Source organism: Paenibacillus sp. RRE4 (assembly GCF_031844205.1).
GTDB classification, from domain to species: domain Bacteria; phylum Bacillota; class Bacilli; order Paenibacillales; family Paenibacillaceae; genus Paenibacillus; species Paenibacillus xylanexedens_B.
Genome location: NZ_JAUZUT010000001.1, coordinates 183,110 through 199,498 on the forward strand (window position 1 = coordinate 183,110; position 16,389 = coordinate 199,498).

The 16,389-nt window shown below is 46.8% G+C and carries 10 protein-coding genes; 7 read left to right on the forward strand and 3 right to left on the reverse strand.

The genetic code is table 11. From position 1 onward, the window contains the following. Window positions 1–111: 111 nt before the first annotated feature. A complete protein-coding gene (locus Q9R46_RS00825) occupies window positions 112–2,298 on the reverse strand; it encodes a YhgE/Pip domain-containing protein (protein WP_311278590.1) in 2,187 nt (728 codons plus the stop codon). A 76-nt stretch (window positions 2,299–2,374) separates the two neighbouring features. Next, a complete protein-coding gene (locus Q9R46_RS00830) occupies window positions 2,375–2,953 on the reverse strand; it encodes a TetR/AcrR family transcriptional regulator (RefSeq protein WP_311278591.1) in 579 nt (192 codons plus the stop codon). Window positions 2,954–3,932: 979 nt separating this feature from the next. On the opposite strand from Q9R46_RS00830, the gene Q9R46_RS00835 reads away from it, so the two are divergent. Then, a complete protein-coding gene (locus Q9R46_RS00835; RefSeq protein ID WP_311278592.1) occupies window positions 3,933–5,513 on the forward strand; it encodes a hypothetical protein in 1,581 nt (526 codons plus the stop codon). Between the two features lie 652 nt (window positions 5,514–6,165). Beyond that, window positions 6,166–6,750, forward strand: a complete 585-nt coding sequence (locus Q9R46_RS00840) for a hypothetical protein (protein ID WP_311278593.1) — start codon at window positions 6,166–6,168, stop codon at window positions 6,748–6,750. A 443-nt stretch (window positions 6,751–7,193) separates the two neighbouring features. Here Q9R46_RS00840 and Q9R46_RS00845 read toward each other — a convergent pair whose 3' ends face one another. Beyond that, window positions 7,194–8,963, reverse strand: a complete 1,770-nt coding sequence (locus tag Q9R46_RS00845; protein WP_260984837.1) for a methyl-accepting chemotaxis protein — start codon at window positions 8,961–8,963, stop codon at window positions 7,194–7,196. A 612-nt stretch (window positions 8,964–9,575) separates the two neighbouring features. Here Q9R46_RS00845 and Q9R46_RS00850 point away from each other — a divergent pair. The 5 genes from Q9R46_RS00850 to Q9R46_RS00870 all read left to right on the forward strand — a co-directional run bounded on the left by Q9R46_RS00850 (window position 9,576) and on the right by Q9R46_RS00870 (window position 16,329). Beyond that, entirely contained in the window at window positions 9,576–11,582 is a 2,007-nt protein-coding gene (locus Q9R46_RS00850; protein WP_311278594.1) for a CotH kinase family protein, read from the forward strand. A gap of 387 nt (window positions 11,583–11,969) precedes the next feature. Then, a complete protein-coding gene (locus tag Q9R46_RS00855; protein WP_311278595.1) occupies window positions 11,970–13,658 on the forward strand; it encodes a methyl-accepting chemotaxis protein in 1,689 nt (562 codons plus the stop codon). Window positions 13,659–13,827: 169 nt separating this feature from the next. Continuing rightward, entirely contained in the window at window positions 13,828–14,274 is a 447-nt protein-coding gene (locus Q9R46_RS00860; RefSeq protein WP_311278596.1) for a hypothetical protein, read from the forward strand. 94 nt (window positions 14,275–14,368) lie between these two features. Further along, entirely contained in the window at window positions 14,369–15,613 is a 1,245-nt protein-coding gene (locus Q9R46_RS00865) for a sensor histidine kinase (protein WP_311278597.1), read from the forward strand. Next, the gene (locus Q9R46_RS00870) at window positions 15,610–16,329 is read left to right on the forward strand and encodes a response regulator (protein WP_311278598.1); all 720 of its coding nucleotides are present in this window, start codon (window positions 15,610–15,612) and stop codon (window positions 16,327–16,329) included. Before Q9R46_RS00865 ends, Q9R46_RS00870 begins: the two co-directional genes overlap by 4 nt. Window positions 16,330–16,389: the final 60 nt, after the last annotated feature.

Below are 16,389 nucleotides of genomic sequence, written 5' to 3' on the forward strand. Positions count from 1 at the left end.
GACAAAAGCATACTAAAAAGGCATATCCTTTGTGTCAGACTTGCTGTGATGAAGCGAGTCAGAACAATGGATATGCCTTTTACATTTCTATACCAAATCAGAATCTCTGGCCTAAGCTTGAAGCACAGCTTCACTACCAAGACTTTCGTTTCGGGCCGTGCGATGTTTCAGGAAATACGTTAACGTACCGACCAGACCGAGAACGGCGAAGATGCACAGAATGCCAATCTGATCCCAGGCGACGCCGAATTGTCCGCTGGAGATGACCGCTTTGTATCCCGTTACGGAGTACGTCATTGGTAACCATGGATTGAACACTTTCAGCCAGTTCGGAATGAGTTCCAGTGGGAACGTTCCCGCGCTGGTGGTGAGTTGGAAGATGAGCAACAGGATAGCAATGAACCGTCCCGGATTCTCCAGCCAAGTTACCAATGCCTGAATGATGTACATGAAACTCAGACTCGTTACAAAACTGAACAAAAGGAATAACGGCACACTCTGTACCTTCAAGCCAAGCCCGTACAATACCAGCCCGGAAGCGAGCAACGATTGAACGCCGCTCATGATGGTAAACGCAAGGGTTTTGCTGACAAATCGATTCCAGCCACTTGCGTCACTTACACTACTACCACGTGTTGGCACAACCAGCGTAGCAATCAACGCACCGACAAATAATCCGAGTGAGAGAAAATAGGGCGAAAAACCTGTGCCGTAGTTGGGCACTTCGTTTAATTTATGTTCATCGACATGAACCGGTTCGGCATACATCGTTACTAGTTCATCGGTCTTTTTGACACTGCTCGTTTGCTGCGCAGCGTCGTTTAATTTGGTGGCGAGTTTACCGGAACCGTCGGTTAACTTGATCGTGCCTTCTTGTAGCTTACCTGCACCATCAGCCAGCTTATGAGATCCGTCCGTAAGGGTGGAAACTCCGCCCTCCAGCTGGCTTACGCCAGACAAAAGCTTACTTGCTCCAGCATTCAATTGCTCTGAACCTGCTGCCAGTTTGGCACCGCCAGCGGCGGCTTCGTTCAATTTAGCATTGAATTGGTTAAGCCCGGCGCTCAGCTTTTCTTGTCCGCCGGATAACTGTGCTGCGCCTTCTACTAGCTGCTCTTCACCTTGAACCAACTGGCTGCTGCCTTGATGCAATTGTTGCTGTGCAGCTTGCAGTTGCTGACTTCCGGCAACGAGCTGCTGTCCGCCTTGATATACCTGCTCACTGCCAGCGGCAACGGCCTGGCTAGCTGCGAGTAGCTGTTGAACAGCGGGGCTGGCTGCCAGTTCGGGATTGGACTTTGCTAATTGGGCGAGGCCTTGGGCGACCGCTTTGGCGCCTTCGCTGACTTTGCCGCTGCCCTCCACGGAAGTTTGCAGTCCGGCGGTCAACTTGGCACTGCCTTGTTCGGTAGCTGCGAGTCCGGCGTCCAGTTTGGACGCGCCTTCTTGAGCAGCTTGGATACCGGCATGCAGCTGTTTGCTGCCAGCTGCCGCCTGTGTTGCGCCGTCACCCAACTTGGTGCCGGCAGCAGCTAATTGTGCGAGACCACTGGATAATGTGCTCGCGCCGGAGTGAAGATCACCTGTGCCTTTGGCGAGGGTGGCTGTGCCTTCTTTTAACGAAACGGCGCCGGTTTGCAGCTTGCCTGCACCGTCAGCCAGTTTCGCCAGGTTTTCTTTTAACGTAGCCGCCCCTTCGTCTAATTTGCTTGCTCCATCATGAATCTTACCTGCGCCATCTCCGGCATCCGCCAAACCGTCCGAGATTTTCTCGACCTTATCCAGCAGGGTTTCGGTATATGATTCTGTGACTTTGGCAGAGACTTTGGAGCGAATCTGTTTGACCGCCGTGCCCCCGATCTGACCTGCAAGGAAATTGTAGCCTTCGTTGGGCTCGTAGATCAGCTCAGCCGGAGCCGGATGCTCATCCATCAGGGTAGTTGCTTTGGCGGAAAAGTCCTCCGGAATGACAATGGTCATGTAATATTTGTTGTCCTTCATGCCTTGTTCTGCCTGGTTGCGAGTGACGAATTGCCAGTTAAAATCATCGCTTTTTTTCAGCTCATCGACCAGATTCTGGCCGACTTCTAGCGATTTGTCATTGTAAACCGCACCCCGATCCGTGTTGACCACGGCTACAGGTAATTCATTCATTTTGCCATATGGGTCCCAGAAGGCGTTCAGAAACAGTCCGCTATATAACACGGGAATGAACAGTACAACGAGAATTGGAATAAATACTTTTGGTTTCTTGAAGGCGGATTTCAGATCCTGCCCAAATACACGAAATGATTTCATGATGTTCTCTCCCTATCTTACGCTTATCCCTTGTTTTTCTATTTAGTATGGTATGTGCGCGTCCGCGGGCGTTTCTCTAGGTGGGGGATAATCCATTTTTGAGAAAGAGGCCCACAAACGCTTTGATCTGATCCTTGTGCAAAGTAGGATGCGCTTTATTCCAATCGGATGTTAGGCCGACGTATAACTTCAGTAGCACAAACGAGACCAGCTTGGGATCGTCGGTACGAATCTGCTGTAATTCCATGGCCCGACTCACTTGACGCTCGAGGTATTCGAGAATGGCTTTCTCTACTTTTTGCAGACCCTCTCTCGCTTGGGGTGTTCCGAAATCGTTAACCTCTTGGAAAAGCTTGATCAGCAGCTCATGCTCCTCCCGATATTCCAGCAACGAGTCCATACTCCGATGCACGTTATCCAGAAAAGAGTGTTCTTCCTTCACCGTCTGCTCCGTAATCCGTTTCATGTCTGCAATAATCGAGCGCAGGATCTCATCAAACAATTCTTCTTTGTTCTCGAAAAAGGTATAGATCGTTCCTTTGCCCACATTGGCCAGTCTCGCCACTTGCTCCATCGTTGTGGCTTTGTAGCCAAACAAGGCAAAGGATTTCTCGGCAGAGTCCATCACCTGTTGCCTTCGATCTATCGTTTTCACGGCTATGCACCTCCTTGGGGGCTGACGTGTGTAATGGGTGAAGCGGGTAAAACACAAGAAGCAGTGTTAAGCAGTAGAAACTTTTGAAAATGGTGAAGCTGGTTGAAGCACAGGTTGAAGCAATTATGACTGGTTTTGAAAAGGATGAACCTAACCTTTCGATTGACCATTTTACTGTTTTGGTCAGTTGGTCGTTATTTAATGTAGCACTTGTGTATGAGGATGGATGTGATCTATGTCATAGTTTGGAAAGTGAACGTTGTGATGGTGGGGTGGGGAGAAGTTGGAGGAGTAGGGAAAGGAGGAGACTTGAAAAGGATAGTAGGAGGGGAGGTACATAGAAACGTAGGAAGATTAAGTAGAGAGTAGAAAGTGATTTATGCGGTGCGAATGTGAAGCTCACATGAAAACCCCGGGGGATTCGCACCTTGAAAGTAGTGAAAACAGTGCATTTTGATACCTTTTGGCATCATTGAGCTGGAAAAAGATTGAATTTGTTGGCGGGAACACATAGAATAGTAGTGTAAAAACGTAGTTTTGTGACGTATAGGTATGTACTATACGTGTTTTTTCGCTGTCGCACTCCGTATGGAGTGCGTGGATTGAAATCATAGAGGGTAGTCGGTATCAAAATGAACAATCGGCTACTCACTCTGAGCAATCAATCGGAATTTGTTAAAAGATTCAAAACTAACGACAAGGTAAAAGTATTCCCTCATTGGTTCGCTACTACCATTGTTCAAAAGCAATTCGAAGTGGATCAAGATAATGCGCGTACCAAATGAAGCTAGGCGTGAAGAAGAGAGATTTCAACGGAGATTAGAGCGTTACAAAAGTATTAGTCAGCAGAAAGCTCAACTCAATTTCCTCTAGTATAATTAAACTGGTTAGTCACGCTGCCAATAGATTCGGAGTTTCGAAGATTAGAAGTTTGGAAGATGTTATCCGTAGTATATCAACCGATGAGGAGTGTCAGGACATGTCCATACATCACATAGGTCAAAAGGTTACTTTTGCCGATATCAAAACGAGGTTGCCTCACGAAAGCTGGATGTATACACAGAATGAAGCGCATGATGGTGAATTTGATGCCGAGGAAGTATGGCTGCATTCAGGTGATCTTCATGTCAATGAACTGTTGCTGGATGAGGGGCCTTTTTTAATTATGGTGGAGGGAAATCTGATCGTTGATCGTTATATTGGAAACACAGAATCCGACGCGGCCTCTTCTAACCTGGTTGTGCTTGGTGATCTTACAACGCCTTATATGCTCGTGGGGGGGCAGGAAATATATATTACAGGTAATCTTTATGTGGAGGATATGTTCTGGGGAGATTACAACCATGGAGAATTGACGGTGAGAGGCAACGTAGAAGGTGGGCTACTAGTAAGTACAGAGCAATATGGAATTCAGATTCAAGGACAGCGGAAAGTGAAGCGTCAGCTTGAAGATTGGGAGGATCTCGGACCATGGCAAGGCTTTGACATGCTGGAGTTATTTGTTCCCGAGTGTGTAATTGACGAAGATACAGAAGAGCCTTTTCCATGGCGAGAAGAGATGATAAAGAGGCTACAGCAGGGACAGCCTATCATTAAACGAGAGTATATTTTTGCCGCAGAACTAGCGCCAGATGTACCGGATTGGTTCGAAGATCATCAGTTCACAGCTGCGAACATTGAGCGTCTTACTCACCCTTCATTATTACCTGTAAGAGAGGAGGGTGAGTTGCTGAATAGCTATGAGTTTTGGGTAGATGGAAAGTTTTGCCGAGGTTCTGTCTACGGGGATGAGTATACCGAAGGCTATTTCCGGAGTCTGTATTTTCAAGACGACCACGGCTGTGCATTGTTGCTCAAAATAGAGCCAGCAGACCAATCTTCAAGCTTTCCTAATGAACTTGCCGAGCAAGGGGGCACTCCTATCTGGATGATCTCAGGCGCATATCGTTATGTGAACAGTGAGAACTCCGAATGGAGCGTATTTACGGAAGACTCACCTTCGAATATTCAGCAGTTAAGCAACCGTGGATGGGATACCTTGCTGCAGTCCGTATCGAATTACCAGTATGCCCGCACCTTGATTTCGCCGAAACGTATTCGTGATTTATTAGCGTTACCTATCGTGGAGCCTTATGACGATTATTATGATGATGACCGGCATGGGTTGTGGATTGAAGACTTCTACTTTGCATTTCGACAAGCAGGTCAAATGTATAATGATGTTCCCCAGCCAGCTATGCTGCGTATTGGTAGAGAGTATACGGATACACAAGGGGAGACGAAGGTCGAGAAATACTTCTATACGCTACACCAGCATGCGGACGGCACGGAAGTTGTGTTAATTGAATACTCGGCTCAGGAGAAAGAGGATGAGGAAGAGCCGTTATTGCTTGAACTACATTATATAGGTGGTCCCCAATTACTACATGCCGTTCAATTGCTGGAGCATGGAAGCAAAGAGCTGATGCAAGCGAATAGGGATTTGCTCGATGGGGAACTGCCCTATGCCGTTGAATCCTTTGCGAAGCGATATTGGAAATCCAAAGGATACCTGAAATAAAAGAGTTACACCATAAAACAAGACGCCCAGACAGGATATTGCACCTGACCGAGCGTCTTTATCTGTTCATTTCTGTAGAAGAGCAAGTAAAAGCGGAGTAAAAATAGATAAAGATAGAGGTGGGCTAATATGTATTACTTGCAGTTCTGCTCTGCCCATTCCACGAAGAGCAATTGTTTGGAACGGCTACTTTGACATTTCTTACAGATGTTTTGTTGTGGACTGTGGAACGGTAAGACAGGAGGTTTAAACTAGATCGTTCTCAATAAATACTAGTATTTCCATATAAATAAGCTGAATTCTAATGAGAGTGATTGAGTGCGAATGCCAAGCTCACATGATTTCCTGGGGGATTCGCACCATTTTTAGTTTTGTTTATTCCCTTTTGGCAACATATTATTGAATTATTTATTTGCTTTGTATAAGGTGAAATCATAGTTAGAAAGTGCGGAATTACGGAAGATTTTCATTTACGAAAATGTTTATACGTTATTTTTCGCTGTCGCACTCTACACGAGTGCGTGGATTGAAATGGCAATGACGGGGAATTTCGTGAGTTTGCGGTTGTTGTCGCACTCTACACGAATGCATGGATTGAAATTATACGCGTGTGTTCTTGACCAACAGACTCAGAAAGGTGCTGACAACAACGATGAATAACGAGCAAACCAAGTCACTTATCGGCGCGATCTCTTTGGAAGAGTACGTGCAAAAGGGGAAGTTATCGCAATGTTTACCAGCAGATGCTCAGATCACTCTGGAGCAGGCCAAGGCGCAGGCGGATGAAGTATGGAGTGTGGAAAAAGAGAAACTGGAAGTAGTCAGCTTGGATTACAAAGGATATACGGTAAATATGACATTCCGGACGGACGGAAGTTATTTGTTCGATAGTGTGGATGTTTGGGCCGAAGTAGGGAACAGCGTAGGAGTAGCGACAGAAATAGATGTAGAGTCAGAGTCAGATTTAGATTCAGGTTCAGTAGAGTCTACTTTAGTTACTTCTAAATTAGCTGCAATGGAGACAGTGGAAGGTATTCAACGTTTTGCGGCAAATGTGGGAATGCAGCTGGAATGGTTCGAAATGGGTGATGAGCGAGTATGCCTTTTGCCCAGTGCGGTGACGTTGCATTACTTGAAGCAGAAAAAGAAATGGAAGCTGGTTAAGATTGCTGGCGCTTATCGAAGCGTTGAGGAAGTTAGAAGCAGCTTGAGCAGTATAGCAGATACGATGAACTAGTCTCGGATGAGCGCTAACGATCACAGGAGAGCTTATTTGGTCAGTTTATGACCTTTTCCAAATCTAACGATCACCACAGACGTTATTTGGAAGAAATACAGCAGAAAACGACGGAAAACAGGGTGTTTGAAACAAATAAGGTTTCTGGTGATCGTTAGAATTCTATGAAGCAGAAAATCAGGCAAATAGCGTCTCCTGAGATCGTTAGAATTAGAATGCAATGTCAGAGCAAGCTAGAAAAAACCAAGGCTTGAGTGCACAAACACTCAAGCCTTGGTTTCATTTTACTTCTATGGCGCATACCGCCTATGATCAGCACTTGGTGATATGCCTGCAATTCCCCGCAATTTCTATGGGTTCTTATGCAATACAATTTACAACCACCGCATAATCTGTACTTCTCTCATCCGCGGTATACCCGGGAATATATAATGCTCCCCAGTTTACGCTTCCTTCACCTTAAAGAACGAGATGAGTTCTTGCAACTGCTCGGATACTTCGGCTAATTCGTCGGATGCGCTGACGATGGCAGCCATGGAAGTTTCCTGTTCGGTGATGGAGTTCTCGATGAGTTTGGTGCTGCTGGCTGCTTTGCTGACACTTGCGGACAACTCGTCTGCCGTCGCGGACATTTCTTGCGTGCTTGCCGAGATTTCCTCGGTGGAGCTGGAGATGTCCTGAATCTGGTTCGCGACTTTGTTGGTTGCCGTCAAGATATCTTCGAAGAAAACACCCGTTTCACGCGTAACGTTGAGGCCTTTTTGCACTTCTTCTGAACCACGTTCCATCGCGTCTGCCGATTGTCCGATATCCCGCTGAATCTCATCGATCAACGCACGAATCTGAGTTGCAGATTCTTGGGACTGTTCCGCCAGTTTACGGACTTCTCCAGCCACGACTGCGAAGCCGCGTCCTTCTTCTCCAACGCGTGCTGCTTCAATGGAAGCATTCAGGGCGAGCAGGTTCGTCTGACCAGCGATATCCGTAATGATACCGACAATGCTACTAATTTCATTAGAACGGTTCTCCAAGGATTGAATTGACGCGTAGGTGTTCTGGACTGCACTTGAGATCAGCCCCATCTGATCAATCACCTGTTTCATAATTTCATGTCCGCTATTCGAACGCTGCTCCATGCTGAGCGCTTCATCGGCTACTTCGGCTGAGCTTCCGGCAATGTTCTGCACTACGGTAGACATCTCGGTCATGGCGCGTGCACTTTCTACCGTTGCTTTGTCCTGAGACACCAGACCTGTAGAGATCTCACGGATGTTGGTGCTGATGGATTGAATGTTATCATTGTTTTTCGCCGAAATATCCAGCAGTTCTCTGGACGAATTCGAGAGATGAAGAGACGTATTCTTTACCTTGAAAAGCGTAGTATTAAAACGATCAATCATCGAATTAAACTTCTCGTTGATTACCCCGAGATCATCGTGTCCTGTCCGAATTGCAACGTTCAGGTTACCTGTGCTTACTTCTTCAATGCCTTTCATAAGGTCACGAATCGGGCGCATGGTTTTTTTCAGCATAATAAATTGCAGTACCATGAACAGAATCAGGAAACCAACCAGGTACATCAAGCCGTACATAAGCAATTTGTTAAGTCCGTTAGGGACTGCACTTGCATCGACATCAAAGTATAGAGCTGCGTAGATGGAGCCGTCTGCTTTTTTGATTGGATACATCAGTGTTGTCCATGTACCGAAATCATCGGTATAAAAATCACTAAATGCAGGTTTACCCGTTGCATTCATATCATCTATACCATGTTCAATCTGTTTGGATAACGGATAGTTTGTGCCGGGCAAATACTTGTCTTTCTCGAATGGTTCGACCAGACTCGTTGGAATCGCATAAATGGGAGCTCCGTTATTTTCGTCCAGCTGCGAACTGAAAATGTAAGCTTGCGCGATATTGGGATTAAAGGTGTGGATGGAATCCAGATACTCCCGCAGTTTACTCTGATATGTATCGGAATAACTCTTTTCGGATGTGGCTTGTTCGACCTGACTTGTGTCCAGATCCTGAGACCATTTCAAGGTTGTAATCTCGGCTTGATCTTGCAGTTGCTTGATTAGTATGCTTTTTTGCAACTGATAAGCTGCAGTGATCAGAATAATTCCAATCAGAGCGATGCTCCCGAATGAAATGATCAGATTTTTGACGAAAAATGGCATGGTACTCCAGCGAAGCTTTTTAAACAAGGTCATTCACTCCTCCTGTAAAATTAAAAGGACTTCACCTGGACGTCGTATACGTTGCGTATGTCTTTACCATTACAATGAATGGACTTCCTCAATGGCTTGGAAATGCTTTTATGGTGCTACGGAAAAAATAAAAATACTAAACGATACTCATTTTAATATTCACGTATATGAAATCCAGGTAAGTTCTACTCCTCACTTATATCGTTATTTCGACATATTAATGTTAGGTTTATCTACTAAAATAGGACTTATGAACCGGAACCTTTGAATCACATCTTAATTTTTGCGTAAAAAATTTCATATAAATGGATGTTCGTTGGAAAATCGGAGAACCAGCATCTACGCAGAACATATGGTGTGAGATTTGATTTAAGATTCACTAAAGGTTTATCCTCTATCATGGTTTTACAAGCCTCAGTTGCTTACTGGGACGTGTCTTGAAACCTACTGAAGTGCATCTTTTACCGTCTTTTCGCCCCCTGCTGCGTCACTTTCCCTTGACGTGCCCCGGCATGCCTGCGGAAAACTCCCTGGCTTGGAGCGAAAATGCAGCAAAATTGGCTTCCTTCAGCGTTTTCAGACACGCCCTAGAAAACCAAAAGGAGGAATTATCGTTTGAAGCATTTATTACGAAAAGTTTCAATTACGGCACTGTCCGTAGCGTTGGTAGGCTCTTCTTATGGACTGATTGTGAATCCGAATGCGGCATGGGCCGCAGAGGCATCTACAGCAGCGAAAAGTACAGGGGTCACAAAGGCTTATGAGTCGCTCTTTCAAACGGATAACGTGATTGACGTGAAAATTACGATCGACGAAGCCGATTGGAAAAGCATGCTAGAGAGCCCAATGGATAAGGATTACAAGAATGTCAGTGTTGAAGTGGATGGCAACAAGCTCGACAATGTCGGTTTCTCCACCAAAGGAAACCTGACTCTGATGTCGGTTTCTTCGATGAAGGATTCAGACCGCTACAGCTTCAGACTGAAATTCGACAAGTATGATAAAACACAAACACTGCTTGGTCTGGACAAGATGGTACTGAACAACAATTTTAGCGATCCCTCTTATATGCGCGAGGTGCTCCATTATGAAGCGCTGCGCAGCATTGGCATGGATGTGCCTATGACGAATTACGTCAATCTGTATATCAACGGGGAACTGGCCGGTTTCTACACAGGTGTGGAAGCGGTAGATGACAGTTACCTGGAGCGCAATTACGGTGAAAGCTATAAAGAGGGCGTCCTCTATGACACAGAAGAAAAAAGTTATCTTCAATACAAAGATGGCAGCGATTACAGCACTCTCACCAAGGATTTGGGAACGGACAAGGATAAGGCCAAGCTCAAAAACTTTATCAAAACCTTAAACGACATGCCCGCAGGTGAAAAAGGAGACATCGAAAGCGTGCTGGATGTTGATTCCGCTCTTCAATATATTGCTGGTAACGTTGTACTGGGCAATTACGACAGTTACAACGGAGAGAAAGGGCACAACTACATGCTGTACAGCGATGCCGACGGCAAATTCACCGTTGTACCTTGGGATTTCAACATGTCCTTTAACGGTTTAGGTTTCGGTGGCGGTGGCCGTAATCAGGCCGGAGCGTCTACCACAGCAGTGAATACGAACGCAACGAATGTATCGGTAGACAAGCCTGTACTGGGCATTCGCATGGATCAGGTGCCGATGATTAATAATTTGCTTGCGGTGCCGGAATACAAAGCGAAGTATCTTGCCTACGTCAACGAGTTGACCGACTATCTGGAAGGGATCCAGGATCGCATTACAAGTCTGGCAGATGAGATTCGTCCGTATATTGAAGCAGACCCGACCAAGTTTTACACAACGGAGCAATTCGAATCCAACATTGTTTATTCCGCAACTACAGATGCAGCAGGTAGTATGGGAACACCCCCTGAAGGATTCGAGGGCATGACTCCGCCGGAAGGTATGGAAGGCATGATGCCTCCAGAGGGCTTCGAAGGCTTCACTCCGCCGAATGGGATGACTCCTCCCGCTCAATCGGGGACAACTGCAGGAGACAATACATCTGGTGCGGATGCCAGCAACGATAATATGCCAACTCGTCCGGGAGGTAACTTTGGCGGCTTCGGGATGAATATGGGACTCATGACAGCAGGTTCGTTAACAACCTTTGCCCTTAACCGCCTTGCCAATCTGCAGGAGCAGCTGGGCCGTGAAGTGACTCCATTGCCTGACACATCTGACGATGAGGCAAGCTCAAACGGCGGTGCCGGGACTACCAATCAAACCATTACTGTTTTACTGGACGGTAAGAACATGACTTTCCCCGATCAGAATCCCTTGGTACAAGATGGTCGTGTGATGGTTCCCGTCAATGCTCTCCTTGAAGCTCTTGGTGCGGAAGTGAAGTGGAATCCAGCAACCAAAACCGTAACAGCCGTTCTGAATGACCAGACGTTTGTTCTCCAGATCGGCAGCAACACAGTAACAGTGAATGGTAAGGCACTCCAGATGGATACATCGAGCATTATTCAAAACAATCGTACGCTGGTTCCATTGCGCTTCATCTCGGAAGGGTTGGGATTGAAGGTGGATTGGAACGCAGCCGATGCATTGGTGAGTCTGACATCAGAATAGAAAACCCGGGTGGGTGAACCGGATCAACAAGAGCAAGCAAGTGAGCGAGCGATTGTAAAATTCCCGCCAAGTCGTATCTTCCTCCTGATAAGCGGAGGGGGTACGGCTTTATTTGGTTTACTTTCCATAACGAAGAGTTATCTGCACTTTCAGGACATATGGCATGTAATTATTACTGCTAATCTCCCAGCCCCATACATCTTTTGACACAATTACGGAAAATGCGTAAACGACTAGCTAATATTTTAGAAAAAATGTGATAAAAGTCACAGTTTAATTATTAAAAATGTGTATATCACCACCGATAAGTCTATATGTGAATTCTCCAGGCAGAACTGAGTCTGCCGGAGATCAAGACAATTTAATCGTGAAAAGGGTGGCTCACACATGCGTAGCATGAGCATTGGTACTAAAATCAGTTTGATCGTGATCGGCATTTTTGTGTTGTTCTCCTCGGCTGTAGCGGTCAGCGTCGTGATGGAGATGAGAGATGGCATTAAGACCTTCGCTACCGAAAAGGCAAAACGGGACCTCGAGATGGCGAATCACATCTTGTCATATAAATACCCTGGAGACTGGGCCATTAAAGATGGGCAGTTGTACAAAGGCGATGCATTGCTGGAAGAAAATTTTGATCTCGTGGATGAAATCGGCAACGCATCAGGGGATACCGTGACCATTTTTCGCGGAGATGAACGAATCGCTACGAATGTAATGGTTGACGGGAAACGCGCCATTGGCACGAAGGTGTCCGAACAGGTGGCACAGACCGTTTTGCAGAAGGGGGAAAAGTATTTCGGGGAAGCCGTTGTTGTCGGACAGAAGACTCAAACCGCGTATGAACCCATCAAAAATGCATCTGGAGAGATCATCGGTATTTTCTATGTGGGTGCTTCCCAATCATTAATTGATGTGATTATCTCTTCGTTTCTTCGAACCTTTCTCATCGTTGTGGGTCTTGCAATGTTGATTGCCATTGTGTTGATCGTTTGGTACGTTCGCAGGGTGAGAGCCAGAATTAATCGGGTATCCCTTGCCATTAAACGTGCGGGAACGGGAGACTTCACTCAACCAGTGGTCGATCATGTTAGAGATGAGATTGGTATGCTAGGTGCAGGTTACAATGAAATGAGAAGCAGCTTGCAGGGCATTATTCAAGGCGGGCTGGACGCAGCAGACAAAGCAGGTCATTCCACGGGATTGCTGCTACAGATTGCGGAACGGACCACAAGTGTGTCAGAACGGATTGCTGTCTCTGTCGAACAGGTTGCGCGAGGGGCCGAAAGTCAGACAGTAAGTACGGAAGAGAATCTGCAAGCGATGGAAGAGGTGGCTATCGGCGTACAGCGCATAGCAGATAGAGCTTCCAGCATTGCAGATGCCGCAGTGTACTCACGGGATCAAGCGGATACTGGGGGACAAGCGGTACAGCTAACGGTGCAACAGATGGCTGCTATTGAAGTTTCCGTCCGTGCAACGGATGAAGTGATTCGTATGCTGGAGGAGAAGTCTGCCCAGATCGGTCAGATGGTATCTGCTATTCATGACATTGCAGGCCAGACGAATCTGCTCGCGCTTAATGCTTCCATCGAGGCGGCAAGAGCGGGAGAGCAAGGCAGAGGTTTTGCCGTTGTATCTACCGAAGTGCGGAAGCTGGCTGAGCAGGCCGGGCAATCGTCGAGCCAGATTGAAGCGCTTGTCGGAGCGATGGAACAGGACATGCTGCATTCCTTGGCAGCGATGGCCAAAGTGAAGCAAGAAGTAAGTGAAGGTTTGCGACTTACCAAAGAAACCGAGCAAAGCTTTACCCAGATTCGGGATACGAACCTGCGCATTGCAACAGAGATCGAAGATATGGCGGCGACCAGTGAAGAGATGTCGGCAGGTGTGGAGCAGATTGTGGCATCCGTGAACGAGATCGCACGTCATGCACAGACGGCCAGCGCCAATTCTCAGCATGCCGCCGGGTCTGCACAAGAGCAACTCAAATCTGTGGAGCAGATCAAAGAGTCCGCATCGATGCTGTCTGACGTTTCGGCAGAACTGCAAGCATCCCTGAAACCTTTCAAGATCTAACATGCACCCTGAACTTCTTGGCCTTTCAAACACGATCCACCTACAGATTGAAGTGAATTTGCATCAAGTCCACCTGCGGGTGGACTTTTATTTACTTTGGGCGGGTTATACTGTTTCTAGACGGAGCGGTAAGAAGAGACGATAAATGAAAGAAAGCGAGGAATGTTAGATGTTGAATATGGTGATTACAGGTTTGATTATTGTATTGTTATCGATGAGGGAAAAAGAGGTTAAGCTTGATCGCATGTGGATGCTGCCTGTGATTGTTGCGGTCGCAATTTTTTTCAATATTTCCCAAGTGCCTCTTACAGGATTGACGTTGCTCTTTTATATTATGTTTCTGGTCATTGGCTGCGGGATAGGCTTGTGGCGTGCCTGGATGGAACGGTTGCGGGTGGATACGGTGACTGGCAAAGTGATGTCTAAAGGTTCCATGGGCACAGCTATTGTACTTATCATCATTATGCTGGTTAAGCATTACATCAGTACAATGGATGTCCATCACAGCGTGGTTGCTCTGAGCAGTGCATTGTTATTCATACCGCTTGGAAGTATTGCCGCACGTCGGTTTATCATTTATTATCGGGTTCGTCACATGCAAGCTACCAAGGTATAGTTAGTTCAACGTATAGTCAAAATTACACTGGAATCCTCACGAGAAGTCACCCGATCAGGCTTGGTGGATTCAAGGTGATGCGAAAGGAATACTTATGCGGAATCAACTTGTCACGCTGGATAACATACGAAAATTTATGGCTGATCATACAGGGGATATGATTCTCAGTCTGTTGCTGCTGTATAATCTGGTCAGTCCAATGGAACCATTCACCTGGCTCGGTTTGTGTGCAGGTCTTGTTATCCGTTTACCATACTTTGTACTGGTCTGGACACCGAACTGGTTAAAAAAAGATCGGATTCGTACGATCATGATTGGTTTAACCTGGGTGGCTACGCTACTCTATGCAGCATGGTTCCATGCAGAGTACCGCATTTTTGAACTTACCTTTTATCTCATCGGATATGCCGCGTTGAATCTGCCCGTATTGCGTTCCTGGTGGCTGGGTCTAATCATTCTCGTGGGTAACGGGCTATTATTATATGCCGCTGGAGTGGAGTTACATCTGATTTGGTTATATACGATGGCTTATATTGTCACGTACATTTTTTGCTGGGGAGCACGGATCAAGCGGGAGAGCAGGCGAGAGAGTGAACGTCATTATGCCGAATTACAGGCTGTACATGCCGAATTGAGCCAGGCGCATGACGAGCTTCATCATACGCATGAAGAATTGGAACGGGCAACCGTTCGTTTAATGCACTATGCGGTGCTTGAAGAGCGGGGACGAATATCGATGGATTTGCACGATAGTATCGGGAATCGTCTGACATCGGCCATTGTACAGCTTCAAGCCATTCCATATATGATGAAGGTAGACGCGACTGAAGCGGATAAAACCATTGGCACCGTGCTGGACGTGGTGCGGCAAAGCTTGCAGGAAGTGCGGACGGTGGCTCACCAGATGGGGAGTAGTGAAGCAGGGCTTGGATTAGTTGCGCTGAACAGTCTGGTCAATGAAGTACAGAAGCTAACGGGTTGTTCCATTGAACTGCGCTATGCTGGGCCAAAGGAAGCGTGGACGGAGGAAACGTCCGAACTACTGTACCGGATTCTACAGGAGGCCTTATCCAACATTATTCGTCATGCCCAGGCTACCCAAGTAAGCGTACATATCAAGGAACAGGAAGAGGATCTGTTCATGCAGGTAGAGGATAACGGCGTATTCATCCAGGAACAATCGCTTGTACCGGGTTTTGGTTTATCCAGTATGAAAGCAAGGTGTGAAAGGGCTGGAGGATCACTGACTATCGAAGCGATCCATCCGCACGGGATGAAGCTGACTGTCTGCATTCCACATGGCGGCATAAAATCGGCAACAGGAGGTGGTGAGTCATGACAGAGCAACCAATCATTCGTGTGCTTCTGGTGGATGACCAGCATCTGGTCAGGCATGGGATACGTTTTATAATTAATGCCCAGCAAGATATGGAAGTGGTTGGTGAGGCAGGGAGCGGACATGAGGCGGTGAGGCTCGCGGCAGAGTTAAACCCCCACGTCGTGTTTATGGATGTGCAGATGGAGGACGGTGACGGACTGGAAGCCACACAGGTTTTAATGGATTTGCAGCCCGAATGCAAGGTTGTCATTTTAACGACGTTTGATCAAGAAGATTACGTATATCAGGGAATACGTGCCGGGGCAGTAGGTTATCTGCTGAAGGACGCCGCGCCGGAAGAACTGATTGATGCGGTCAGGGCGGCTTATCGCGGTGAAGCGATCTACAGAACCGCTGTTGCTGCGAAGGTGATCGGCATTGCGGTACGATCGCCCGAAACATCAGCCCAGGACGAAAAAAAGGCAAGAGAAGCTGAGAATCCAACCTTCGGACAGGAAACGAGAGAGCTCGAACCACTCGCAGATGCCTTCACGGGACGTGAACTTGAAGTGTTGCAACAAATGGCTTACGGGCTAAGGAATGAAGAGATTGCCCGAAAGTTGTTCATTGGCGAAAGCACCGTAAAGACGCATGTGCATCGCATTCTGCAGAAGATTCAGGTAGAGGATCGGACGCAGGCAGTGGTCTTTGCCATTCGAAACGGTTATGTAAAATAAGCATACAGATGTAGGATTACAAATCGAATTTGAAATAGGCCCTGTACCGTTCAAGCGGTT